The sequence below is a fragment of the Paenibacillus spongiae genome (genome assembly GCF_024734895.1).
GTDB classification, from domain to species: Bacteria; Bacillota; Bacilli; order Paenibacillales; family Paenibacillaceae; genus Paenibacillus_Z; species Paenibacillus_Z spongiae.
Genome location: NZ_CP091430.1, coordinates 4,515,930 through 4,537,341, shown reverse-complemented (window position 1 = coordinate 4,537,341; position 21,412 = coordinate 4,515,930). Strand labels below are relative to the sequence as shown.

Genomic DNA, 21,412 nt, shown 5'->3' with positions numbered 1-21,412 from the left:
GGGGACAGTTCATGAGTGCGATTCGTATCGTGACAGACAGCACGGCAGATATTCCGCAGGACGTGCGTGAAAGACTAAACATTGAGATCGTTCCGTTGAAAGTATTGTTTGGCGAAGAAACTTTCTTGGACAGCGTTACGATCAACTCGGGTCAATTCTTTGACAAGCTGACGTCGTCAGCCGTACTGCCCACGACATCGCAGCCGTCGCCGGCCGAGTTCATGGCAACCTATGACCGGATTTTAAACGAAAGCCCCGGTGCGACAATTATATCGATTCATCTTTCTTCGGCTCTCAGCGGGACGTATCAATCCGCGGTGCTGGGGCATTCGCTCCTTGAGCGCGATGGCGATATCGTCGTAATCGATTCAAAGTCGGCTTCATATGGTTTCGGTATGCTTGTCGTCAAGGCGGCCGAGTTGGCTGCCGCAGGCATGCCAAGAGATCAAATCCTGGAAGAGATCGAAACGATGACGCGCGAGAAAAGGTTATATTTTCTTGTGGATACCCTCGAATATTTGCAGAAGGGTGGCCGGATCGGGAAGGCGGCGGCTCTGTTCGGCTCGATCTTGAATATTAAGCCGATCCTTTCCGTTGATGCCGATGGCGAAGTAACGGCAGTCGATAAGGTGCGGGGACAGAAGAAAGCCTTGCAGCGAATCATGGACTTGCTTGCCAAAGACTTTGGCAGCGATCCTGTCGACATAACGCTTGCGTGGGCCACTTCGAATGAGACTGCTCTTGAGCTGGGTGAACAGGCTAAAGCACGGTTCCAAGTACGCTCTACGAAGCATACGAGGATTGGATCCGTCATCGGAACCTATGTCGGACCCGGGACTGTGGCTATATTCATTAACCGATGAAAGGATAGTAAACATGAAGCTGGATGAAATATCGGTCCGGCAAATCAAAGGCGTGAGCGCTCCGAAAGAACAAGAGCTTCACGCCTTTGGCGTCCATTCCGTCGCCGATTTGCTGGACTATTTTCCCTTCCGATACGAGGATTACCGGATACGCGGGCTCGCGGAAGCAAAAGACGGCGAGAAAGTGACGATTCAGGGCAAAATTATGAGCGCTGCGACACTTCAGCGTTATGGCAAGGGCAAATCGAGGCTATCGTGCAAGGTAGCGGTCGATAACCTGCTCGTCACGGCGGTATGGTTCAACCGGCATTATTTGCAGGAGCAGCTTGCAGCGGGCAGGGAAATCGTGCTGACCGGCAAGTGGGAGCAGCGGCGTCTTCAGATGACGGTATCGGAATCCGAATTTCCCGACCGGGGCGCGGTTCGTTCAGGCTCCGTTCAACCGGTTTATTCCGTCGGCGGCAGCATTACGCAGACATGGATGAGAAAGACGATCCATCAGGCGCTTCTGCAGTACGGACCGATGATTGAGGAGATCCTGCCGCTGGAGCTGGTGGACAAGCACCTTTTGATGCCGCGTCGTGATGCCATTCGCTGCATACATAATCCGGGCGATACCGATGAAGGACAAGCGGCGAGACGGCGTCTCGTTTATGAGGAGCTGTTTCTGTTCCAGCTTAAGCTGCAGGCCTACCGGTCGCTAACTCGTAATAGGATGGACGGTATCGCGCATGTGGTAGATGCGGAATCGATCCGCTCCTTCGTCAAGACGCTCCCCTTCGAACTGACCGATTCGCAGAAGAAGGTCGTCAACGAGATATTAATCGATATGCGCCAGTCCTACTGCATGAATCGGCTGCTGCAGGGAGATGTCGGTTCCGGGAAAACCGTCGTGGCTGCGATTGCCTTATTCGCGGCTTATAAAGCCGGGCATCAAGGGGCGCTTATGGTGCCGACCGAAATTTTGGCCGATCAGCACATGAGATCGCTTCAGAAGGTATTTGAGGGCGTCGGCTTGGAGGTTGGGCTATTAACCGGCAGCATGACCGAGCGCAGGCGCCGGGACGTTCTGGCGGGCTTGCAGATGGGGTTGATCGATGTGATCGTCGGCACCCATGCGATTATTCAAGAAGGGGTTAACTTCCGCAGCCTAGGGCTCGTTGTTACGGATGAGCAGCATCGCTTCGGCGTGAATCAGCGAAGCGTATTACGTCGGAAGGGACTCAATCCGGACGTCCTGACGATGACGGCGACCCCGATTCCGCGCACCCTTGCCATTACGGCATTCGGCGATATGGATGTCTCTACGCTACGTGAACGCCCGCAAGGCAGGAAGGCGATCCAAACCTACTGGGTCAAGCATAACATGCTCGAGCGCGTGCTCGGATTTATTAGACGCGAGGTTGATCTTGGAAGACAAGCCTACTTCATCTGTCCCTTAATAGAGGAATCGGAGAAGCTGGACGTGCAGAATGCAATTGATATGCATGTACAGCTAATGCAGGCGTTCCCCGATCTTAAGGTCGGCCTGCTGCATGGACGGCTATCTGCTGCCGAGAAGGATGAGGTCATGCGTTCCTTCGCCGATAATGAAGCCCAGGTGCTGGTCGCGACGACGGTCGTCGAGGTCGGGGTAGACGTTCCGAATGCCACGCTAATGATCGTGATGGATGCGGAACGATTCGGACTCTCGCAGCTGCATCAGCTGCGCGGCCGAGTGGGCCGGGGCGGCCATCAATCGTACTGCGTGCTCATTGCGGATCCGAAGTCCGAAGTTGGACGCGAACGGATGAAGGTCATGACGGAGACAGACGACGGCTTCGAAGTCTCGAGGAGGGATCTTGAACTGCGGGGGCCGGGCGACTTCTTCGGTACGAAACAGAGCGGCGTACCGGATTTCAAGCTCGCCGACATGTCTAGCGATTTCGCGGTGCTGGAGGAAGCCCGCGATGACGCAGCAGACCTGACTCATCGCGAGAATTTCTGGACGGAGCCGGCTTTGGCCAGACTTCATGATCGATTGAAGAGCGATCAACTTTTTTCAGGCGATTTGTTGGACTAGATATCTTCATCCCGCTTGCGGCATATAGTAGAACGAATGGCTGTGAGCAGCCGGACGGAGGTGCTAAGCCGAGAATGAGCTATACCAAATACGGCATTCGGCCGGAATTTATCGAACGCGTTAAGGTGAAGATGAAGAATCCTGTCACGAAGGATCGCATGAAGAAAGTCGTAGAAGGCGTAACGAAGTATGATTTGCAGGACCGGACGAAGGTCCGCCGCCTGATCCGGATCTCGGCAGGCATCCTGCAGGAGAATTTAACGGAAACCCAGGAAGAGCAGCTGATTGCATTCGTCATTAATCAAAAAATCGATCCGAACAATACCCTCCATCTGTTGAAATTGTGGGCCATGTTCCGCTGACTTCCAAGTCAGCGGTTTTTTTTTGCTGAACGTTGCACAGCACCTCTACATCGGCATGGTCTCTCGCAAAAGGAAAATAGCATGCAAAGAAAACCGGGAACCGTCAGCGGCGGGAAGAACATTCTGCTAGCGCGGCGAGATGTATAATCATTGATTCAGCATATTATCAAAGTTAAACGGAAATCGGTTCGATGCAGGCAGGCTCGTCCAGCTTGACATTGCCGACTCCGGGAGCGACGGGATAAGCCTCAAGATTCTCGGCAGGATAGGGACGGAAGAGCGGGGTAAACCGCTGCGGATCTTGTAGACTCCGGTCCAGCCAGATTAGCTCATTCTCGGGACTCAATATGACCGGCATCCGATCGTGGATCGGCGCCATCAACGAATTCGGCGTCGTTGTCAAAATGGTGCAGGTGCTAAGCTTGGATCCATCCGGAGAAAGCCATGTATCATAGAGCCCTGCCATGCTGAACAGGCTTCGGTCGCGGTGAACGATTCGCATCGGCTGCTTAACTCCGCCCGCTTTTTGCCACTCATAGAAGCCGTCTGCCGGAACGATACAGCGTTTGCGGCGAATTAAAGTTTTGAATGCCGGTTTATCGGACACGGTTTCCGATCTTGCATTGAGCATTTTGCTGCCGATCTTCGGATCGTCCGCCCAAGAAGGAACCAGGCCCCATTTTAACTCGCCAAGCCGGTTGCGTTCACCGTCATTAACGATAGCAAGGATCATTTGTCCCGGAGCGACATTATATTTCGGGCGATGGTAAGGGACATTGGTTTCATTTATCCAATAGCGAAGCATCAATTCCTCGAGCGATACCGTGATGGTGTAGCGTCCGCACATCAATAATCACGCTCCTTCATGTAGTTCCACATTCGTTCCGCTTGCATCGTACTTATTATACTACGGGTCCTCCTTTGTCAAAAGCGGTCATAAAAACCGGACGAAAATGAAATGCGCTTCTCATATCTGCGAGGATAGACGGCTAACCTAATCATTGCTTGCCCATACTGAATGCTAGAAGCAAGTTTGAAGGGAGGTTAGCGATGAAGGGCGGGAATTCTGGGAATCGGCGGGATATACATACACACGATTGGTTAAACGGCTTCGTGCGTTGGTTCAAATATCAAATTCAAGCGTTTAAAGACCGGTTACTGGGTAAACGGGTTGAGCAAGCTCAATCGGACCGGTCATCCCGCTCGGCAAGACCGCTTCAGCTGCGCGAGACCGCAGTCAAGTCATTAAAAGCGGCGTGGACTGCTCTCGAAAGGGAAGCGGATCGTGACGAGGGCAGAGAACACGAGGATACGCCGGCGTTACAGCCGGAAGATAGGGAACGGTCGCTGATCGAACGGATCCGGAGGGAAACGGCCGCGGCCAATCGAAATAATGTTACGCGAACGGAAGCCTACAGGGAAATCTATTTTCGCCGTCCGGAACTGCATTGGGCGCTGCTTGCGCATATGGTTTCGCGTAACGGGGGTTTCAATATGACCGACTTGCGGGGAGAGCTGCTGCCGCGACTGTTGGACGAGCAGCAGGCGGATGCGACGTTCCAGATGCTGGAGAGAATCAATTCACTCATTTTCGCAGATGCATATCCGCAATTGCTGCTGTATGAAGCGGGGAGAAAGGAGGGCAGAGAACTGACTCATCTGCTGCCTGCATTCCATGTTTCACGCTTCATGGGACCCGTGTGGTCGCAATTCTGGCATCGTCTGGACTCGCCTGTGCTGACGACGGCCTTGATTGTGAATGAGCAGCATTTCATTGAAGATCGTATCGTACAGGACCCTTACTATCGCGAAGAAGTGTTGAAAACGATGGCGTACATGATGCAGGCGCCGATGCAGACGAATGCGGTGATCATGCCATACGGAGCGCCGCAGGCAGGGATGATGAGGCTTGCGGGTCTCATACTGGAGGACTTCAAGGATTTGAAGGAGCGGATCGAATTTGGCAAGCGGCTGTATGCCATTCTGTTCGGGGTGGAGATTGTCCGTGAAGGCGTGTTGGCTTTCGTCCGCTGTGTCCAGCATAGCGGCTCGCGTTCTGACTACGCACCCCATTTGTTTACGTCGCAACAGCCGGTTAATGAGAATATGCGCTATAAACAGAAGCTCGCCGGATGCAGGTTAATTCGCGGCAGATCGCCTTTCTACAGTCCCTCATTGGAAGCAGTATGGCCCGATCGGCCGGTAGAGGAATCCCGTTCGGACCGGGATTGGTTTACTGCCGAAGCTGAAGTGGAGCCTTATTTTCACAAGCTGCCGCTCCCGGAATTGTTCGAAGTGACGGAGGCTTACTGCCACGGATTGAATGAAATCGAGCTGGCGGTTCAAGCGGCCGAGCGGCTGGGAATGCTCGAGAAGGAATAGGGTACACCCGAGCTGATTTAAGCAGAGGGGTCTACCCTATTTGCTGCTTCGCGAACAAAATCCATATGGATGAGGAAGGCTCGGAGATGAATGTATCGTAGCCCCGTCTTTCCAGTTCAGCTGCAAGTCTGCTTATGTTCTTCGTAGACAGTCGATCCGGACTAGCTTCCTCCGGTATTGCTGCAATGGCAGCGCTCGCTGGATCGGACAGTCCTGCTAAGCAGATTCGCCCGCCGGGCAAAAGGATGCGGTCCATCTCGGCAAGAGCAAGCAGCTGCTCGCGCTGGTCCAGCGTATGGAGCGTGAACGTGCTGACGGCAAAATGAAAGGACGGCTGTTGAAAAGGAAGGGCAAGCAGGTTGCCGAGCTTGGCCTCCACGTCGGGGTGCTGCTTCCGGAGAATGGCCAGCATAGCAGGGGATTGCTCAACTGCGGTCATCATAGCGCCGTCACGAGTAAGCCTTTCTGCCAAAACGCCCGTTCCCGCTCCCAAATCGACGCCATGCTCCGCCTCGGCAGGCTCCAGCCATTGCTCCACCTGGCGATGCGCCAGTTCATACTGGCGGATATCAATGTGTGGAGCCAATGATTGAAGGACGGCCTCCTCCCGATATTGCGCGGCAAGTCCGTCGTAATCGATCCTTGCATGCCAGGAATCCCGAACAGCCGATGCCTCCCGGACATGCGAAGCTGCCGCCTCGATATCGTCTAACGTCAAGCCGCCTCGATGGAAACCGGCGCGCATAACTGAGTCAAGTGCTTGGAGGGCTTGGGACAAATTGCTCCACTCGCGATAGATGGCCTGGCGCGATTCATCCAGCTTGCTTAGGAGCAAATGCTGGTCATCCGGCGAAGCCGCAGCTTCCTTGCTGGCTATCGCTTCGCGGATCGCGGTTATAGGAAGTCCGAGCTCACGCAGGGAGACGATCCAGCGGAGCCGGTTTATATCAGTGTCCTCATAGCTGCGGTATCCGTTCTCAGGCGATTTTACAGGTGCAAGCAGCCCTTTCTCTTCGTAAAAACGAATTGCCCGGGGCGTCGTCCCGAGCAATTTCGCCGCTTCGTGTATATGCATCCGCATGGAATCCATCACCTCAGCTCTTATTGTAAACGTTGACGCAACGTCAATGTCAACGTCAATGCTTGCTATCGCCGATTAAGAAGCTCCCAGCGATAAACGTATTCGAATATAAATTCGAACGCCTCCAGGTGCCGCTTCGCCTCGAATGCATTGGCCCCCCATGCATAGATGCCGTGCTTGCGCAGCATAATGCCCGGAATGCGGGGGTCAAGCCGCTCCGTGATTTCAGGAACGATGCTCGGAATATGGGCGAAGTTCGAGACAATCGGTATTTCGATATGCGCTTCCTCTTCCCAGATATTGAAGGCTTTGATCAGCTCGACGCCATCCACCGGAATCGATTTGCGGCTCCAGAAGAGCTCGGAAACGATACTGTTGAATACGCTGTGGATATGAAAAATAGCGCCGCAGCCGGTCAGCCGGTAAATCTCGCTGTGAATGAGCGTTTCGGCGGAAGGCTTCAGGCTGGTCTTTTCGCAGGCTTGTCCGCTCTGATCGACGAACAGAAAATCCTCCGGCGTTGAAATCGACTTGTCTTTACCGCTCGCCGTAATGGCAAATTGAAAATTGTCAGCCTCGAATTCGCCGACCCGTATAGAAAGATTCCCGCTCGTACCGGGAAACCAGCCTCGCGCGGCAAACAAGCTTTTGATGTCACGAAGCTCTGCGAGCGCCTGCTGCTTTTCCTCTAATCGTACATCCTGTATGGTCATCGAACGTTTGCCTCCTGTTGCTGCAGTATTTCGACCACGTCATGAAACGTGCTGAATTCATGATACGGTAATCCCAGCTCCTTGCATTTCGCAATCAGATGGGAACGTGCAAATACGAGATCGGCCAGCTTCGCGCCTTCGAAATCCGTTACGCTGTCGCCAATCAAGATGCGTGTGTATTGCTCGGCGGGAAAACGGCGGATAATCGCCGGCTTGCACATGCCGCAATCGTTGCTGCAATGATCATCGCAAGGGTGAGGCCAGGTGATCTCGATCCGTTCGCCTGAGAAATCGCTGCCGTTGCAGAAGATGTGATCTGCCGGTATGCCATAAGGAGCAAGCAATGCATGCACGAAGAAATCGATGCCGCCGCTCGTAACATAAAAGTCGATATCGTTCGCCTTGCTGTATGCGAGAAGCTCTTCGAATCCGCCTCGGATCCGTGCGTTGCCAACCGCATAATCGATAACCTCCCGCTCCATGGAAGACGGTATCAGCCGAAACAGCTCGCCGACACCTTGCCGGACCGATTTGCGCTGGCCGATAATATCGTTAACGATCGGCTCCCAGCCTGGCGGATTGAAATGCTTGATGATTGCAATGATGTTATCGTTCTCTGTGATCGTACCGTCAAAATCGCAAAAAATGACGCGCTTCTTGTTTGCTGCGTCTGTACCACGTGATGTCATTCCTTAAACCCCCATCGTTCAATAGCTGCTTTCAACGCTTCATTGCCGGGCTGTGCTGCAGCTACAGGCAGCGATATTCCGTCTTGTGCCGCGGCAATAGCTTGACGGAACGCTTGACCGCCTGCCGCTGTTCCCATTGGATGACCGTGAATTCCGCCGCCTGCATTAACGACGACTTCATGGCCGAAATCGCGGAGAATGAGAGGGACGAGTCCGGGATGAATGCCTGCGGAAGGAACCGGGAAGCTGCTGCGAACCGGTAATGCCGGATCGATCAAGGCCGATTGGACGGCAAGATTCTCTTCCTTCGGCATGACGACCGAGCCGTAAGGCGACGGGAACAGGACGAGATCCGCTCCGGCGAGGCGCATCAGCTTGCCGAGCAGAAGAGGCGCTGCGATTCCGTAATGCGGCGAAGGATAATAAGCGCCGGCAAGAGCCGGATGCGCTGCAATCGGTACGTGAATGTCCGGATCGCTGCTCAATTCATGCAGCACGTCGTAGCCGTAGGCGAGCGCATTAAAGAGAATCGCGTTCGCGCCGGCTGCAATCGCGCGCTTGGCGTTCGCGGCGAGCTGGGACGTAGGCCCGGTCAAGTTGACGGCATACAGTAGCTTCTGGCCGGTTTCCGCTTCGGCTTGACGCGCAGCGTCCATACAGGTTTCTACCCGTTTCTCAAGGGGAGTGAGCGGGTTCTCGAACAAGATTTCGTCATCCTTGATCAGATCGACGCCTCCGAGCGCTTGACGATAGAACTGCTCCCGCAGGTTCGTCAGATCATGTCCGATGACGGATTTGAAGATGCTCATCAACAGAGGGCGATCGTGAATGCCGAGCCGGTCCCGAACGCCGCTTACGCCGAATTTGGGACCCGGGAAGGCTTCCGTGAAGGCGGGAGAGAAATTCAAATCGAGCAGCTTGATCCGTCCGTCCATCGACAGCTTGCCGAAGACGGTTACGAGCAGGGCGGGGATGTCCCGGCTGAAATTAACATCCGGATAAGCGATGGTCAAATCGGCATACCTCTCGCCGGGCTGAAAGCCTTCAGGCTCGTGCACATGAACCGAAACGACGCGGCCCAGATGCTTCTCCATCTCGGCCTTGCGCGCTTCAGGCAAATCGGTCCAGCTGCCGACCGTCAGTCCGACGGCTATACCGAGCGCTTTCTTATGAAAATCGGCTGTATCGTCATAGCAGCGGTATGTCGCTTCGCAAACAGAAGTTGTCAAGATAAGGCACTCCTTTCGATATCGGCTCCCATTTCGGAAGCGCGCTCGGCTGCCCGAGCGACGGCGCGGATGACGCCGTTCGTGAAATCATGCTTGTCGAGCGTCTCGATCGCCGCTTGCGTCGTTCCGTTAGGAGAGGTTACTTTGCGCCGCAATTCCGCAGGGTTATCGCCGGTGGATTTCACCATCTGAGCGGCTCCCAGCACGGTCTGCACGGTCAGCTCGCGAGCCGCCTCATCGGAGAGGCCAAGCTGAGTGCCGGCTTTGATCATGGCTTCCATAAGGAAGTACACATATGCCGGTCCGCTACCTGAAACGCCCGTAACCGCCTCAATTAACGGCTCGTCAACGATAGCGGTCAAGCCAATGGAGTCGAACATGGCTTGGGCCAATTGGCGCTGATTATCATCCACGGTAGATGAGAAGCTGATGCCTGTGGCACCGAGTCCGATCGTACTGGACGTGTTCGGCATCGTGCGGACGATAGAAGCCTTCTGGCCGAGCAGCTGTTGAATGGTCTGAATCGATAAACCCGCAATAACCGAAATAATCAGCTGGCTGGATGTTACTATTCCCTGCAGCTTGCGGATTGCATCGGCGGCATCTTTGGGTTTCATGCTTAGAAAAATAACATCCGCCTCGCGAAGCATCGATCTCTGCGCATTCGCGTCCTGCTCCGATGATACCTGAACCCCATATCTGTCGGCCAGCTCTTCGAGCCGGTCAACATTGCTGCGGTTCAGCATCGAGACGCGCGACGGATCCGCCAGACCGCGGTCCAGAAGTCCGCGAACGATAGCTTCAGCCATCGAGCCGGCGCCATAGAAGCACAGGCGAAGGGAATTGGTTTCCGGCTTCAACCCGGATGAAGAAGAGATCAAAGTCATTGCATACACCTCGTGAACATGTAATGGGAAGCGATTGAGAATAAGTTGAAACCCGGTTACCCGCGAATTTGACCCGCTCCGTAGATACGGTATTTCGTCGAGGTAAGGGCAGGCAGGCCCATCGGACCGCGTGCGTGCAGCTTCTGCGTGCTGATGCCGATCTCGGCTCCGAAGCCGAACTCAAAGCCGTCTGTGAACCGGGTAGAGGCGTTATGGTATACCGCAGCGGCATCGACTTCCTGAAGAAAGCGAACGGCATTCTCCTGATTCGCTGTCACGATACATTCGGAGTGCATCGTGCCGAACTGAGCAATATGCGACAGCGCTTCATCCAGATCATGAACGACGCGAATATTGAGAATATAGTCATTGTACTCCGTTGCATAATCGGCGTCGGATGCGAGGAGCGCTTCCGGTACGATTTCCATCGTTCGTGGGCAGCCGTGAAGCTGGACATCCGACTTCAAGAAACGATCCGCCAATTCATGCAGATGCTTCTTGGCGAAGGATTCGTGAACGAGCAGCGTCTCCATTGCGTTGCAGACGGAAGGGCGCTGTACCTTGGCATTGAATGCGATATCCGAAGCCATATCGTAATCCGCGCTCTCGTCGATGAACGTGTGGCATATTCCGGCACCTGTTTCGATGACAGGAACAGTGGCATTGTCCACCACGTTGCGAATGAGCGACGCGCCGCCGCGCGGAATGACAACATCCAATAGGCCATTGAGCTTCAACATTTCGTCTACAGAGGAACGGTCAGCATCCTCGATCATTTGCAGCGCATCAGCCGGGACGTCGGTAGTTTGAAGAGCGCTGCGGAGAACCTCCACGATTTTGCGGTTGGTCTCCAGCGCTGCCGATCCGCCGCGCAGCACAACGGTGTTGCCGGTCTTGAGACAAAGGCCGGCAGCATCGACTGTGACGTTCGGTCTGGCTTCGTAGATCATCCCGATCACGCCGAGCGGAACGGATATTTTCTCCACCTTCAATCCGTTCGGACGCTCGAAGGATTCCAACAATAGTCCAACCGGATCGGGGAGAGCGATGATTTGACGCAAACCTTCCGCGATTCCGGCAATTCGGCTTTCGTTAAGCGTCAGCCGGTCCAATAGGGATTCACTTGTGCCTTTCTCTCGTCCATTCATAATATCTGCCGAATTGGCATCAATAATAGCAGCTTGTTCTTTCTGGAGCGCATCCGCCATAACGCCTAGCGCGTGATTTTTCTGTTCGGTCGTCAAACGGTTCATGGCTGCAGCGGCGCTCTTAGCGAGCGTGGCCTTCGTTCTCACTTCGCTCATGGTTGATTCCTCCTTAAAGTTTTGTGAGCCCTTCGCTTCAAGGAAGCGATAACGAGCAAAACTGGCATCGAAAGCATAAGCTTAGTTTTTGTGATTAAAAATCGCTTCAAGGAAGCGATAACGAGCAAAACTGGCATCGAAAGCATAAGCTTAGTTTTTGTGATTAAAAATCGCTTCAAGGAAGCGATAACGAGCAAAACTGGCATCGAAAGCATAAGCTTAGTTTTGTGATAAACAATTGCTTCGAGGGGCGATACGAGCAAAACTGGCATCGGAAGCAAAGGCTTCGTTTTGTGAGTGCTCATCGCTTCGAGTTCTAGGAAAGCGTGACCCAATCGTCACGATGGATGACCTCGATACGGCTCACTTCGAAGCGGCGCCTCACTTCATCGGTGCTTAGACCCGCTACGGCTTTGATCTGCCAAGCATCATAGTTGACGACGCCGCGGCCGATCGTTTGCTCGCTCGTATTGGTTACTTCAACGACATCGCCGCTGTGGAAATCGCCCTCAATAGCCCGAATGCCGACAGGCAGCAGGCTGCTGCCGCCTTGGAGCAGAGCCTTCTGCGCACCGTCATCGACGATGATCCGGCCCATGGGCTGTGAGTGGAAGCCTACCCATTGCTTCTTCATGGTGAGTGTATGAAGACTAGTATCGAAATAAGTGCCTCTGCCGTACCCGTCAACGGCCAGCCGCAGATCACCTGGCTCCGTCACGCGGCCGATGAAAGCCGGTACCCCGCCTCGCATCGCGATCCGAGCTGCTTCGATCTTGGAACGCATTCCGCCTGTTCCGACAGAGGAGCCGGCACCCCCGGCAATTTTCATAATATCCTCGGAAATCTGAGCGACGCGGTCGATCCTTACGGCGGCCGGATTTTTCCGGGGATCCTCGGTATACAATCCGTCGGTGTCTGTCAGAATAATAAGGTGCTTGGCCTGGACTAAATTCGCGACCAATGCCGACAGCGTGTCGTTATCGCCGAATTTCATATGCAGCTCATCCGTCGCGACAGTGTCGTTCTCATTAATAATCGGAACGGTACGCTGGCGAAGCAGCTCTTCAATCGTCAATCTCGCATTCTTAATACGGCGCTGGTTCGAAAAGTCGGTTCGGGTCAGCAGAATTTGAGCGACTCCGTTCCCGGTGCCTCCATAAGCCTCGAATGCTTCTTGATAGGCTTGCATGAGCAGCGCTTGCCCAACTGCGGCGGCAGCCTGCTTTTGGTGTACAAGCTTCGGCCTTGATTCGTATCCGATGCGCCGAAACCCGGCTGCTACAGCGCCTGAAGTAACGAGCAGCACCTGATAGCCTCTTTCCTGAAGGGCAGCCAGTTCGTTTGCAAAGAAGGAAATCCGGTCGCGATTGAGACCGCCTTCGTCCGAGGTTAGCGAGCTGCTGCCGATTTTGACTACAATACGTTCCGTCATCGACTTTGTTCCCTTTCCCTAGGTTACCGCGAATCCAGGTCGGAAAATAAAAAAACTCCCGCCCTTTATAAATAATATAAAGGACGAAAGTATGACTTCCGCGGTACCACCTTTGTTGACAGCCGTCATGTCTGACATGGGCCATCCCGCTTCACAGCCTGATAACAGCAGGCACTGTCCGGTTCGTCACCGGCCGTTCAGGGGTGGGTGTTCGGCAAGATACACGGTAAATTCTCCCAGCTAATGAATTTACTCTCTGCGCGTGTCTTCGGCTTGCTTACTTGGCCCCATCATAACGTTTGTTGTTCAATTAATTGATAGCATATCATGTTCAATCGATATGTGTAAAGCGTCCGGGACGCTTATTGCGTCTTAAGCCGCTAACCGAACAATCCGAGCCGGCCGATACGCAGAATGGCTTCTTCCAGCCTTGCTTCCGGTGCGAGGAGCCCCAGCCGTACATAGCCTTCGCCATGCTCGCCGAAACCAATGCCGGGCGCAACGACGACATCGGCTTGCTCAAGCACGAGGTCTGCGAAGGAAGCGGAAGTGTGGCCACTCGGCACGGGAAGCCAGCAAAAGAAAGATCCGCCCGGCTTGTTCGCCTTCCAGCCAACGCGTTCCATCGCATTGAACACGGCATCTAGACGGAATTGATACATGTCCTGCAGCTCGGTCACACAGGATTGAGGTCCGTTCAACGCTTCTGCGGCGGCGGCTTGTATCCCGCCGAACAAGCTGCAGTAATAGTGGTCCTGAATTAAGTTGATGAGTCCGACTATATCGGGATTTCCGAGCGCAAAACCGACTCGCCAGCCAGCCATATTGTAGGTTTTGGACAGGGTATAGAACTCGACGCCGACTTCCTTCGCGCCAGGCGTCTGCAAGAAGCTGATCGGCTGCTGGCCGTCGAATCCGATGGCGCCATAGGCAAAATCGCTTGCGACAGCTATGCCATGCTTACTGGCAAATTCAACGGTTTTCGCGTAAAAATCCGCATTCGCTACGGCGCCGGTCGGATTGTTCGGATAATTGATGAACATGAGCTTAGCTTTATCGGCAAGCTCGGGTGGAATGGCTTCATAATCGGGCAGAAACGCATTATTGGCCGTCAGCGGCATATATTCCATCCGGCCTCCGGCAAGCGCAACGCCCGACCAATAATCCGGGTAGCCGGGATCAGGGACTAAACAGACATCGCCAGGGTTAAGCAAGCATTGGCTAATTTCGATGAGGCCGGTTTTGCCTCCGAAGAGGATGGCCACTTCTTTCTCGGGATCAAGCTCGACGCCGTAATCCTCCTTGTAGCGGTTGACGACCGCTTCCTTGAGGAAAGGGTATCCGCTGAAAGGCGGGTATCGGTGATAGAGCGGATTCTCCACCGCTTCTTGAAGGGCGCTTACAATATGGGAAGGGGTAGGACGGTCGGGATTGCCTTGCCCCAGATTGATGACATCGCGTCCTTTGGCCGCCTGTTCGTTCGCTCTGCGTACAAGCTTGGAAAAAAATTGCGTCGGCAGACCGGTCATCCGGTCTGCCGGTTGTATAGGAACATGAACGTGCTCTGTCCGGTTCATTCTCTTCACTCCACTTTCTTCGTCTGACTGGTTATGCGCTCATTATGGAAAAATCGTATTCCTAATGTAGCATGATTCCAAACCCCTGTCGAGCGCTCGGAATTGCATGGAGCGAAGAGAACGAAAGAAGCCTTTTTAGTTGATCTCCATCAGTTTCAAGAACGGTTTGATGTCCGCTTTGAATTGGAGCAAATAAGGCTTGCGGTTTTCATCGAATACAAGGAGCAGCTGTGGATGCTTCGGGCAGTAGAATAGGAACAGATCCGAAGTGCGTATGGTTGCAGCTCCGGCCTGGATGGTCTTAGGCTGGGCGAGAGGGAGCCGGAACACATATCCGCACTTGTCATCGGCTTTTACCTGCGGCGAAAGACCGGTTACCGAAGCGATCCAGGAATCCGCGATGCTCTGAAATTCGGCGTTATTCGGAATGGACTTCACCACTTTTCCGGCAACGATATCAAAAGCTTGAACGGGCCGAAGCGCCTCGGCGCCTTCATTGTCGGCATGCGCAGCCGAGGCATAGGGAAACAGAAAACAGAAGGCAAGCATAAGAACGGCTGCCAATTTGATTGTTGCAAGTCGCATCGTTATTCTCCTCCACTTCATTAGTGATGGTTCTGACGTTACGATGCCCATCTTGACAGCGAACCATGAGAAGGTATCATTAGGTAAAAGCAAGATCTATGGCACTTGAAGGAGGCGGTATTGATATGACAACCCAGACGACGCGGCTGGCACTGCTGCAAATGCACGTGGAGGCCGGCAATCCAGATGAGAATTTCCGCCGTTTAACAGAAATGCTGGAAGAGGCGGTAAATACAGAGGACAAGCCGGATCTCATCATGTTTCCGGAAATGTGGAATACAGGTTATGCGCTCGAGCAGATCGGTGATTTGGCCGACACGAACGGCGAACGGACCAAAGCGCTGCTATCGGCATTCAGCCGCAAGCATGGCGTCCAGATCATCGGAGGGTCGATTGCGGAAGGCCGGCAGGATGGCGTTTATAATACGATTTATGTTTTTGACGATAAGGGGAATGTACAGGCCGATTATTCCAAAATTCATCTGTTCCGGCTCATGGATGAAGAGAAGCATCTGCAGGCGGGGGACAAGATCGGCCGGTTCACAGCAGGCGATACGGATGCGGGGATGATGATCTGCTACGACATCCGCTTCCCGGAGCTGGCACGGAAGCTGGCTTTGTCCGGAACCAAGGCGCTGTTCGTCCCGGCCCAATGGCCCAATCCAAGGCTGCACCATTGGCGGACGCTGCTCTTAGCCAGAGCGATCGAGAATCAGATGTTCGTCATTGCTTGCAACCGGTGCGGAACGAGCGGAACGAGCACCTTCTTCGGCCATTCCATGGTCATCGATCCTTGGGGAGAGATCATTGCCGAAGCGGGCGAGGAGGAGACCATCCTCCGCGCCGAAATCGATATGTCGCTAGTCGACCAGGTTCGCCGCAAAATACCGGTATTCGAGGATCGCAGACCTGCGCTTTATGAATCGTAATGACTTTCTAACGTCGTCTTCATGGTCGTTATGAAGGCTTCCGCCGCTTTCGACAGATAGCGGCCCTTGCGGCTTGCAATGACCAGCGTCCGTGAAGGTACAGGGGCGGCTAAGGGGAGATAAACCGGCATAAATTCGCTCCTCTTGGCCCGGGCGATCATCTTCGGAACGAAGGCGATTCCCATGCCTGCCGCGACGAGCGACTGCACCGTTTCGATATTCCCGCTCTCGAAGACGATCCGCGGCTCGAAGCCGCCTTTGCTGCAAAGCTCGAAGGCGATTTGCCGGAAGCCTTGTCCTTTCTTCAAGACGATGAACGGCTCGCTGGACAAGTCGGAGAGCGCAACCGGAATGCTGCTTGCCGCAAGCGGATGCCCGGGCGGGACTGCCAGACAAATCTCCTCTTCTATTATAGGCTCCCATGATAGCGAAGGATCGGCCAGAGGCAAGGAAAGCAAGCTTAAATCGGTCTGTCCGCTGGCTGTCAGCTGCTCAAGCCGGGAAGAGGTATCCTCGACGAGCATGACTTCAATCTCCGGGTATTGCTTCGCGAAGATGGGCAGCACCAGCGGAAGCACATGGGAGCCGGTCATGGGCAGACTGCCGACGACAAGCTTTCCTTTGCGCATATGGGCAAGGTCGTCCAGCTCCTGCTTCAGCTGCTCCACGCTGTCCAGAATATGCTGAGCCTTGTTTACAAACACGGCACCGGCGTGCGTCAGTTCCACCGAATTCGTCGTTCGACGGAACAGCAGCACGCCGATTTCTTTCTCCAGCTTGGACAGCTGCTGACTTAGGGAGGGCTGCGCGATATGCAGCTTCTCCGCCGCCCGCGAAAAGTTTTTCTCCTGCGCGATTTGGATGACATATTGCAATTGACGAAATTCCATGATTACGGCTCCTTCATGTATAAGTAGAGCAGGGTATTCCTGTATCATAGGTAATACCTATCGCTGTTATAGAAATTATATCTTAGAACAATGAAGAAAGAAATGCTATGATGTCATTAACGATTTTATGAGCAGGTATCAAAGAAATTATGAGGTGATTATAATGACGAAAAAAACGATGTTTGAGAAAATCTGGGACAACCACGTCATTCATTCGGAAGCCGGGAAACCGAGCATTCTGTATATCGATTTGCACTTGGTTCACGAAGTAACGTCCCCGCAAGCTTTCGAAGGACTCCGCATGACCGGCCGCAAGGTCCGCCGTCCGGAATTGACGTTCGCCACAATGGATCACAACGTTCCTACGAAAGACCGTTACAATATTACAGATCCGATTTCGAAGCAGCAGATCGATACGCTTACTCAGAACTGTAAAGATTTCGGCGTTACGCTGTTCGATCTGGACAGCATCGACCAGGGCGTTGTCCACGTTATGGGTCCTGAGCTTGGTTTGACCCACCCGGGCAAAACCATCGTGTGCGGCGACAGCCATACGTCCACGCACGGCGCTTTCGGAGCGCTGGCTTTCGGAATCGGCACCAGTGAAGTGGAGCATGTTATGGCCACTCAATGTCTGCAGCAAGCAAAGCCAAAGACGATGGAAGTCAAATTTATCGGAAGCCGCAAGCCGGGTGTAACGGCGAAGGACTTGATTCTTGGCGTTATCGCCAAATACGGCACAGATTTCGCGACAGGCTATGTCATTGAATATACCGGCGAAGCGATCACTTCGCTATCGATGGAAGAGCGCATGACCGTATGCAACATGTCGATCGAAGGCGGCGCTCGCGCAGGCTTGATCGCGCCTGACCAAACGACATTCGAATATCTCCGCGGACGCGAATACGCTCCTCAAGACGAAGCGTATGACAGTGCGGTAGCGGCTTGGGAACAATTGACGACAGACGAAGGCGCATCTTACGATACCGTGGTCGAGTTCGATGTGGATTCCCTCATCCCGCAAGTTACCTGGGGAACGAGCCCGGGCATGGGAACCGACATTACGTCGAAGGTCCCTAATCCTGCCGACATGGCGACAGAGAACGAACGCAAAGCAGCCGAGAAGGCTCTGGAATATATGGACCTGAAGCCAGGAACGCCAATGAATGAAATTCCGGTCGATTATGTCTTCATCGGTTCCTGTACGAATGGCCGGATCGAAGACCTGCGCGCAGCATCCGAAATCGCGAAAGGCTATAAAGTCAGCGAAGGCGTAACGGCAATCGTCGTACCAGGCTCCGGCCGCGTCAAAATTCAAGCCGAGAAGGAAGGGCTTGACAAGATTTTCATCGATGCTGGTTTTGAATGGCGGGATGCAGGCTGCTCCATGTGCCTCGCAATGAATCCGGATGTTCTCCAGCCGGGACAGCGCTGCGCATCGACATCCAACCGTAACTTCGAAGGCCGTCAAGGCCGCGGCGGGCGTACGCATCTCGTATCGCCGGAGATGGCTGCAGCTGCGGCAATTATGGGCAAATTCACCGATGTTCGCGACTGGAACGTTAAGTCGGAAGTACTGAACTAATCATTCATACGAGAGAGGAGTCAATCTAAATGCAAGCATTCACTAAACATACGGGCCTTGTTGCCCCGGTAGACCGTGTCAACGTCGACACGGACGCCATTATACCCAAGCAATTCCTCAAGCGCATCGAACGCAGCGGCTTCGGCCAGTTCTTGTTCTTCGAATGGCGCTGGGACGAGCAAGGGAACGTCATCGATGAGTTCAGCCTGAACCAGCCGCGTTACCAGGGATCATCGGTTCTTCTCTCACGTGCGAATTTCGGCTGCGGATCCTCCCGCGAGCATGCGCCATGGGCCATTTTGGACTACGGCTTCCAGGTTGTAATCGCGCCGTCGTTCGCGGATATCTTCTATAATAACTGTTTCAAGAACGGCATTCTGCCGATTCGCTTGAGCGAAGAGCAAGTCGAGGATTTGTTCCAGCGCACGACGAAGAACGAGGGCTATAATCTGACAATCGATCTGGAGAACAAGGTGATTACGGACAATGCCGGTTTGGAAATTCCGTTCGACCTTGACGAGCACCGCCGCCAGTTCCTGCTGCAAGGGCTGGACGATATCGGTCTGACGCTCCAGCATGAAGACAAAATTTCCGCTTACGAAGCAAACCGAGTCGCTTTCTAAATAGCAGGTTCTCATCAATAAACCCCGGGTAACCGGGGTTTTATTGCGTATACGTACATACCGTTCCAGCTGCTGGAGCAGTCGATTGACGCGGAACAATTTTCCTGAGTACGCAACTTTTTCTGACAAAATGCGTCTAACTTTTTGTCTGTAATGTCGGCTTGTTCTAGCCTTCTTGGAGGCGAAAAATCAGTCATCGAGGTGAAAGATGAAGAAGTTTGTTACCGCTGTAATGCTGTTGTCGCTGCTGCTTACTTTAGTCATCCCCAGTGTTAGCGGGGCAGCGGCGGTCGCTCCGAAGCTCTATCTGAACGGAAAGCTGTTGGATTCCGCAGAATCGCGCTATGTCGGTCAATATACGATGGTGCCTGTGCGGACGGTTTCCGAAGGACTTGGCTTCAATGTGGATTGGTCGGACAAAACAGTCAATGTGAATGACGGCACAAACGCCATCGTCCTGACGTTAGACAGCATGAACGCTGTCGTCAACGATCGCGATGTGGCGCTGGACGCCCCGGCATTCGCCGAGAAGGGAACGACATTCGTTCCGCTGCGTTTCGTCAGCGAACAGCTGGGCTTGAGCGTATATTGGGACAAGGATACCCAATCGGTCCATCTGAATCAGCTGGACAAGCCTGAGTCTCCCGAACCACCGGGAACGTCCGGAGGAGGGACGAGCGGGGGGGGAACCGAACCCGGCGGTGGTACCGGTACAAGCGTAGACGCTACGGTCAGCGCAATCGATTTCGACGGGCTGGGAAGCATCTATCTGTCCTATGGCGGTGAAATCGGGAACATCAAGACCGAAGTTCTGCACAACCCGGAACGGGTCGTATTCGACTTGCCGAATGCCGCATTCGCGCCTCAATTCACACCCGGATTCAATGTAAGCGGGAGCTCCTCCCTGGGTGAAATCGTCGTGGATACGCATCCTTCCCTGAAGAAAATCCGTTATTCCCTTTATTCGGACAAGCCTTCAACGATTCGCGTCGTACTGGACGTATCGGCGGAAACGCCGGTCAATCTGGTTCGCGAGAACGGGCTGATCCGTCTGGATGTATTGGAACCAACCGGGCCGGTCGTACCGCCGACGCCGGAAAAACCATCCAATGGCACGTATAAAGTGGTCATCGATGCAGGACATGGCGGGAAAGATCCTGGCGCGCCTGCCGTGAACGGACGACATGAGAAAGAATTCAACCTTGCCGTCGCACTCAAAGTGAAAGCGCTGCTGGACAAAGAACCGAAGCTGAAAGCTTATATGACGCGTGCGAACGACACCTTTATCGAGCTGGACGATCGCGTCAAAATCGCCAATGACTTAAAGGCGGACGTATTCGTATCCATTCACGCCAACCGGGCCTCCAGCGCAAGCGTCACAGGCACCGAAACGTATTACAACCGCGCGAACAGCAAGGAGTTCGCGAACGTCATGCACAAACATTTGGTCGCAGCAACGGGATTCAAGGACCGCAGCGTGCGGACAGCCGGTTTCCGAGTCATCAAATATACGACGATGCCGGCGGTATTGCTTGAGGTAGGCTATCTGTCGAACAAAGGCGACACCGAGGCTCTCTATAACGAAGCGAAGCAAAACCGAATGGCCGAAGAAATCGTCGCAGGTATAAAGGAATATTTGAAGGTGAAATAGGAGGGCTTCAATGAAAAGACATATCACCTCTCGTCTGGCAATGATCTTATGCTTATTGCTGCTGGCATTGGTTGCCGCCGGATGCGGTCAGAAGGAAACAGCCGATAACCAGAGCGGCGCAGCAGGCCAGCCGGACACAACTCCTGGGGCGGAGAACCAGCAGCCTGAGCCGGAACAGCAGAAACAGCAGATTAAAGTCTATTTCACGGACGAGGAACAGACAGGACTAATCGAGCAATCATCCGAAATCGTCTATGAGAATGAACCGGAGAAGATCGAAGCGGTCTTCAAAGCGCTGCAAAGCGGCGGCTCGAACGGCGCAGTGTCGCTCTGGGAGAACGTGAAGCTGCTGAGTGCGAAGATCGAGAGCGGGGTTGTTACGCTCGATATCGACCTGCCGGATGAAGCGCGGCTCGGAGCGCCTGGCGAAGCTCTTGCTCTGGAAGCGATCGAGAAGACTTATTTTCAGCTTGAAGAAGTATCTTCCATTGATATACTTATTAATGGGGAGCAGACAGATAGCTTGATGGGTCACGAAGGGCTAGATCATCCGATTGTAAAACCATAA

General features: G+C 53.8%; 20 protein-coding genes. 9 read left to right on the top strand and 11 right to left on the bottom strand.

Features of this window, described 5'->3' with window-relative positions:
• Positions 1 to 11: 11 nt before the first annotated feature.
• From fakB to L1F29_RS20520, 3 genes are all read left to right on the top strand, one after another.
• Positions 12 to 863 carry a DegV family protein gene (fakB, locus tag L1F29_RS20530; protein ID WP_258383915.1) on the top strand — a complete coding sequence of 284 codons (852 nt, stop codon included), beginning with the start codon at positions 12 to 14 and terminating at the stop codon, positions 861 to 863.
• A gap of 13 nt (positions 864 to 876) precedes the next feature.
• Positions 877 to 2,925: an ATP-dependent DNA helicase RecG gene (gene recG, locus L1F29_RS20525; protein ID WP_258383914.1), complete on the top strand. Its 2,049-nt coding sequence runs from the start codon at positions 877 to 879 to the stop codon at positions 2,923 to 2,925.
• Between the two features lie 74 nt (positions 2,926 to 2,999).
• Positions 3,000 to 3,287, top strand: a complete 288-nt coding sequence (locus tag L1F29_RS20520) for a stage VI sporulation protein F (RefSeq protein WP_258383913.1) — start codon at positions 3,000 to 3,002, stop codon at positions 3,285 to 3,287.
• A 172-nt stretch (positions 3,288 to 3,459) separates the two neighbouring features.
• Here L1F29_RS20520 and L1F29_RS20515 read toward each other — a convergent pair whose 3' ends face one another.
• A complete protein-coding gene (locus tag L1F29_RS20515; protein WP_258383912.1) occupies positions 3,460 to 4,134 on the bottom strand; it encodes an SOS response-associated peptidase in 675 nt (224 codons plus the stop codon).
• Positions 4,135 to 4,337: 203 nt separating this feature from the next.
• On the opposite strand from L1F29_RS20515, the gene L1F29_RS20510 reads away from it, so the two are divergent.
• Positions 4,338 to 5,669: a DUF2515 family protein gene (locus tag L1F29_RS20510; RefSeq protein WP_258383911.1), complete on the top strand. Its 1,332-nt coding sequence runs from the start codon at positions 4,338 to 4,340 to the stop codon at positions 5,667 to 5,669.
• Between the two features lie 31 nt (positions 5,670 to 5,700).
• On the opposite strand, the gene L1F29_RS20505 is transcribed toward L1F29_RS20510, so the two are convergent.
• The 9 genes from L1F29_RS20505 to L1F29_RS20465 form a co-directional block, all read right to left on the bottom strand.
• Positions 5,701 to 6,750 carry a MerR family transcriptional regulator gene (locus L1F29_RS20505; protein WP_258383910.1) on the bottom strand — a complete coding sequence of 350 codons (1,050 nt, stop codon included), beginning with the start codon at positions 6,748 to 6,750 and terminating at the stop codon, positions 5,701 to 5,703.
• Positions 6,751 to 6,815: 65 nt separating this feature from the next.
• Positions 6,816 to 7,463 (bottom strand): methylthioribulose 1-phosphate dehydratase, encoded by a 648-nt coding sequence (gene mtnB / locus L1F29_RS20500; RefSeq protein ID WP_258383909.1) that lies wholly within the window; start codon positions 7,461 to 7,463, stop codon positions 6,816 to 6,818.
• Positions 7,460 to 8,152, bottom strand: a complete 693-nt coding sequence (locus L1F29_RS20495; RefSeq protein WP_258383908.1) for a 2-hydroxy-3-keto-5-methylthiopentenyl-1-phosphate phosphatase — start codon at positions 8,150 to 8,152, stop codon at positions 7,460 to 7,462. Before L1F29_RS20495 ends, mtnB begins: the two co-directional genes overlap by 4 nt.
• Positions 8,149 to 9,381 carry a 2,3-diketo-5-methylthiopentyl-1-phosphate enolase gene (locus L1F29_RS20490; RefSeq protein ID WP_258383907.1) on the bottom strand — a complete coding sequence of 411 codons (1,233 nt, stop codon included), beginning with the start codon at positions 9,379 to 9,381 and terminating at the stop codon, positions 8,149 to 8,151. Before L1F29_RS20490 ends, L1F29_RS20495 begins: the two co-directional genes overlap by 4 nt.
• The gene (gene proC, locus L1F29_RS20485; RefSeq protein ID WP_258383906.1) at positions 9,378 to 10,268 is read right to left on the bottom strand and encodes a pyrroline-5-carboxylate reductase; all 891 of its coding nucleotides are present in this window, start codon (positions 10,266 to 10,268) and stop codon (positions 9,378 to 9,380) included. The genes L1F29_RS20490 and proC overlap by 4 nt, the downstream gene beginning before the upstream one ends.
• 56 nt (positions 10,269 to 10,324) lie before the next feature.
• Positions 10,325 to 11,572, bottom strand: a complete 1,248-nt coding sequence (locus L1F29_RS20480; RefSeq protein ID WP_258383905.1) for a glutamate-5-semialdehyde dehydrogenase — start codon at positions 11,570 to 11,572, stop codon at positions 10,325 to 10,327.
• A 316-nt stretch (positions 11,573 to 11,888) separates the two neighbouring features.
• Positions 11,889 to 13,004: a glutamate 5-kinase gene (gene proB / locus L1F29_RS20475; protein ID WP_258383904.1), complete on the bottom strand. Its 1,116-nt coding sequence runs from the start codon at positions 13,002 to 13,004 to the stop codon at positions 11,889 to 11,891.
• A gap of 380 nt (positions 13,005 to 13,384) precedes the next feature.
• Positions 13,385 to 14,581: a pyridoxal phosphate-dependent aminotransferase gene (locus tag L1F29_RS20470; protein WP_258383903.1), complete on the bottom strand. Its 1,197-nt coding sequence runs from the start codon at positions 14,579 to 14,581 to the stop codon at positions 13,385 to 13,387.
• 135 nt (positions 14,582 to 14,716) lie between these two features.
• On the bottom strand, positions 14,717 to 15,166 hold the full coding sequence (locus tag L1F29_RS20465) for a hypothetical protein (protein ID WP_258383902.1): 450 nt from the start codon (positions 15,164 to 15,166) through the stop codon (positions 14,717 to 14,719).
• Between the two features lie 125 nt (positions 15,167 to 15,291).
• Here L1F29_RS20465 and L1F29_RS20460 point away from each other — a divergent pair, with 125 nt between their 5' ends.
• Positions 15,292 to 16,095 (top strand): carbon-nitrogen family hydrolase, encoded by an 804-nt coding sequence (locus tag L1F29_RS20460; protein ID WP_258383901.1) that lies wholly within the window; start codon positions 15,292 to 15,294, stop codon positions 16,093 to 16,095.
• Here the strand turns inward: L1F29_RS20460 and L1F29_RS20455 are convergent.
• Positions 16,083 to 16,985, bottom strand: coding sequence for a LysR family transcriptional regulator (locus L1F29_RS20455; RefSeq protein WP_258383900.1), 903 nt, complete (start codon positions 16,983 to 16,985; stop codon positions 16,083 to 16,085). The two genes, L1F29_RS20460 and L1F29_RS20455, sit on opposite strands and share 13 nt — an antisense overlap.
• 163 nt (positions 16,986 to 17,148) lie before the next feature.
• Here L1F29_RS20455 and leuC point away from each other — a divergent pair, with 163 nt between their 5' ends.
• From leuC to L1F29_RS20435, 4 genes are all read left to right on the top strand, one after another.
• Entirely contained in the window at positions 17,149 to 18,570 is a 1,422-nt protein-coding gene (leuC, locus tag L1F29_RS20450; protein ID WP_258383899.1) for a 3-isopropylmalate dehydratase large subunit, read from the top strand.
• A 29-nt stretch (positions 18,571 to 18,599) separates the two neighbouring features.
• Complete coding sequence (gene leuD, locus L1F29_RS20445) at positions 18,600 to 19,193, top strand: 3-isopropylmalate dehydratase small subunit (protein WP_258383898.1); 594 nt, start codon at positions 18,600 to 18,602, stop codon at positions 19,191 to 19,193.
• Between the two features lie 208 nt (positions 19,194 to 19,401).
• Positions 19,402 to 20,844 (top strand): N-acetylmuramoyl-L-alanine amidase, encoded by a 1,443-nt coding sequence (locus L1F29_RS20440; RefSeq protein WP_258383897.1) that lies wholly within the window; start codon positions 19,402 to 19,404, stop codon positions 20,842 to 20,844.
• Between the two features lie 10 nt (positions 20,845 to 20,854).
• Complete coding sequence (locus L1F29_RS20435) at positions 20,855 to 21,412, top strand: GerMN domain-containing protein (RefSeq protein ID WP_258383896.1); 558 nt, start codon at positions 20,855 to 20,857, stop codon at positions 21,410 to 21,412.

Bases quoted from the DNA above. Each gene is read 5' to 3' on its own strand.
- fakB (WP_258383915.1), top strand. From the start codon at position 12: ATGAGTGCGATTCGTATCGTGACAGACAGCACGGCAGATATTCCGCAG.
- recG (WP_258383914.1), top strand. From the start codon at position 877: ATGAAGCTGGATGAAATATCGGTCCGGCAAATCAAAGGCGTGAGCGCT.
- L1F29_RS20520 (WP_258383913.1), top strand. From the start codon at position 3,000: ATGAGCTATACCAAATACGGCATTCGGCCGGAATTTATCGAACGCGTT.
- L1F29_RS20515 (WP_258383912.1), bottom strand. From the start codon at position 4,134: ATGTGCGGACGCTACACCATCACGGTATCGCTCGAGGAATTGATGCTT.
- L1F29_RS20510 (WP_258383911.1), top strand. From the start codon at position 4,338: ATGAAGGGCGGGAATTCTGGGAATCGGCGGGATATACATACACACGAT.
- L1F29_RS20505 (WP_258383910.1), bottom strand. From the start codon at position 6,750: ATGCGGATGCATATACACGAAGCGGCGAAATTGCTCGGGACGACGCCC.
- mtnB (WP_258383909.1), bottom strand. From the start codon at position 7,463: ATGACCATACAGGATGTACGATTAGAGGAAAAGCAGCAGGCGCTCGCA.
- L1F29_RS20495 (WP_258383908.1), bottom strand. From the start codon at position 8,152: ATGACATCACGTGGTACAGACGCAGCAAACAAGAAGCGCGTCATTTTT.
- proC (WP_258383906.1), bottom strand. From the start codon at position 10,268: ATGACTTTGATCTCTTCTTCATCCGGGTTGAAGCCGGAAACCAATTCC.
- L1F29_RS20480 (WP_258383905.1), bottom strand. From the start codon at position 11,572: ATGAGCGAAGTGAGAACGAAGGCCACGCTCGCTAAGAGCGCCGCTGCA.
- proB (WP_258383904.1), bottom strand. From the start codon at position 13,004: ATGACGGAACGTATTGTAGTCAAAATCGGCAGCAGCTCGCTAACCTCG.
- L1F29_RS20470 (WP_258383903.1), bottom strand. From the start codon at position 14,581: ATGAACCGGACAGAGCACGTTCATGTTCCTATACAACCGGCAGACCGG.
- L1F29_RS20465 (WP_258383902.1), bottom strand. From the start codon at position 15,166: ATGCGACTTGCAACAATCAAATTGGCAGCCGTTCTTATGCTTGCCTTC.
- L1F29_RS20460 (WP_258383901.1), top strand. From the start codon at position 15,292: ATGACAACCCAGACGACGCGGCTGGCACTGCTGCAAATGCACGTGGAG.
- L1F29_RS20455 (WP_258383900.1), bottom strand. From the start codon at position 16,985: ATGGAATTTCGTCAATTGCAATATGTCATCCAAATCGCGCAGGAGAAA.
- leuC (WP_258383899.1), top strand. From the start codon at position 17,149: ATGACGAAAAAAACGATGTTTGAGAAAATCTGGGACAACCACGTCATT.
- leuD (WP_258383898.1), top strand. From the start codon at position 18,600: ATGCAAGCATTCACTAAACATACGGGCCTTGTTGCCCCGGTAGACCGT.
- L1F29_RS20440 (WP_258383897.1), top strand. From the start codon at position 19,402: ATGAAGAAGTTTGTTACCGCTGTAATGCTGTTGTCGCTGCTGCTTACT.
- L1F29_RS20435 (WP_258383896.1), top strand. From the start codon at position 20,855: ATGAAAAGACATATCACCTCTCGTCTGGCAATGATCTTATGCTTATTG.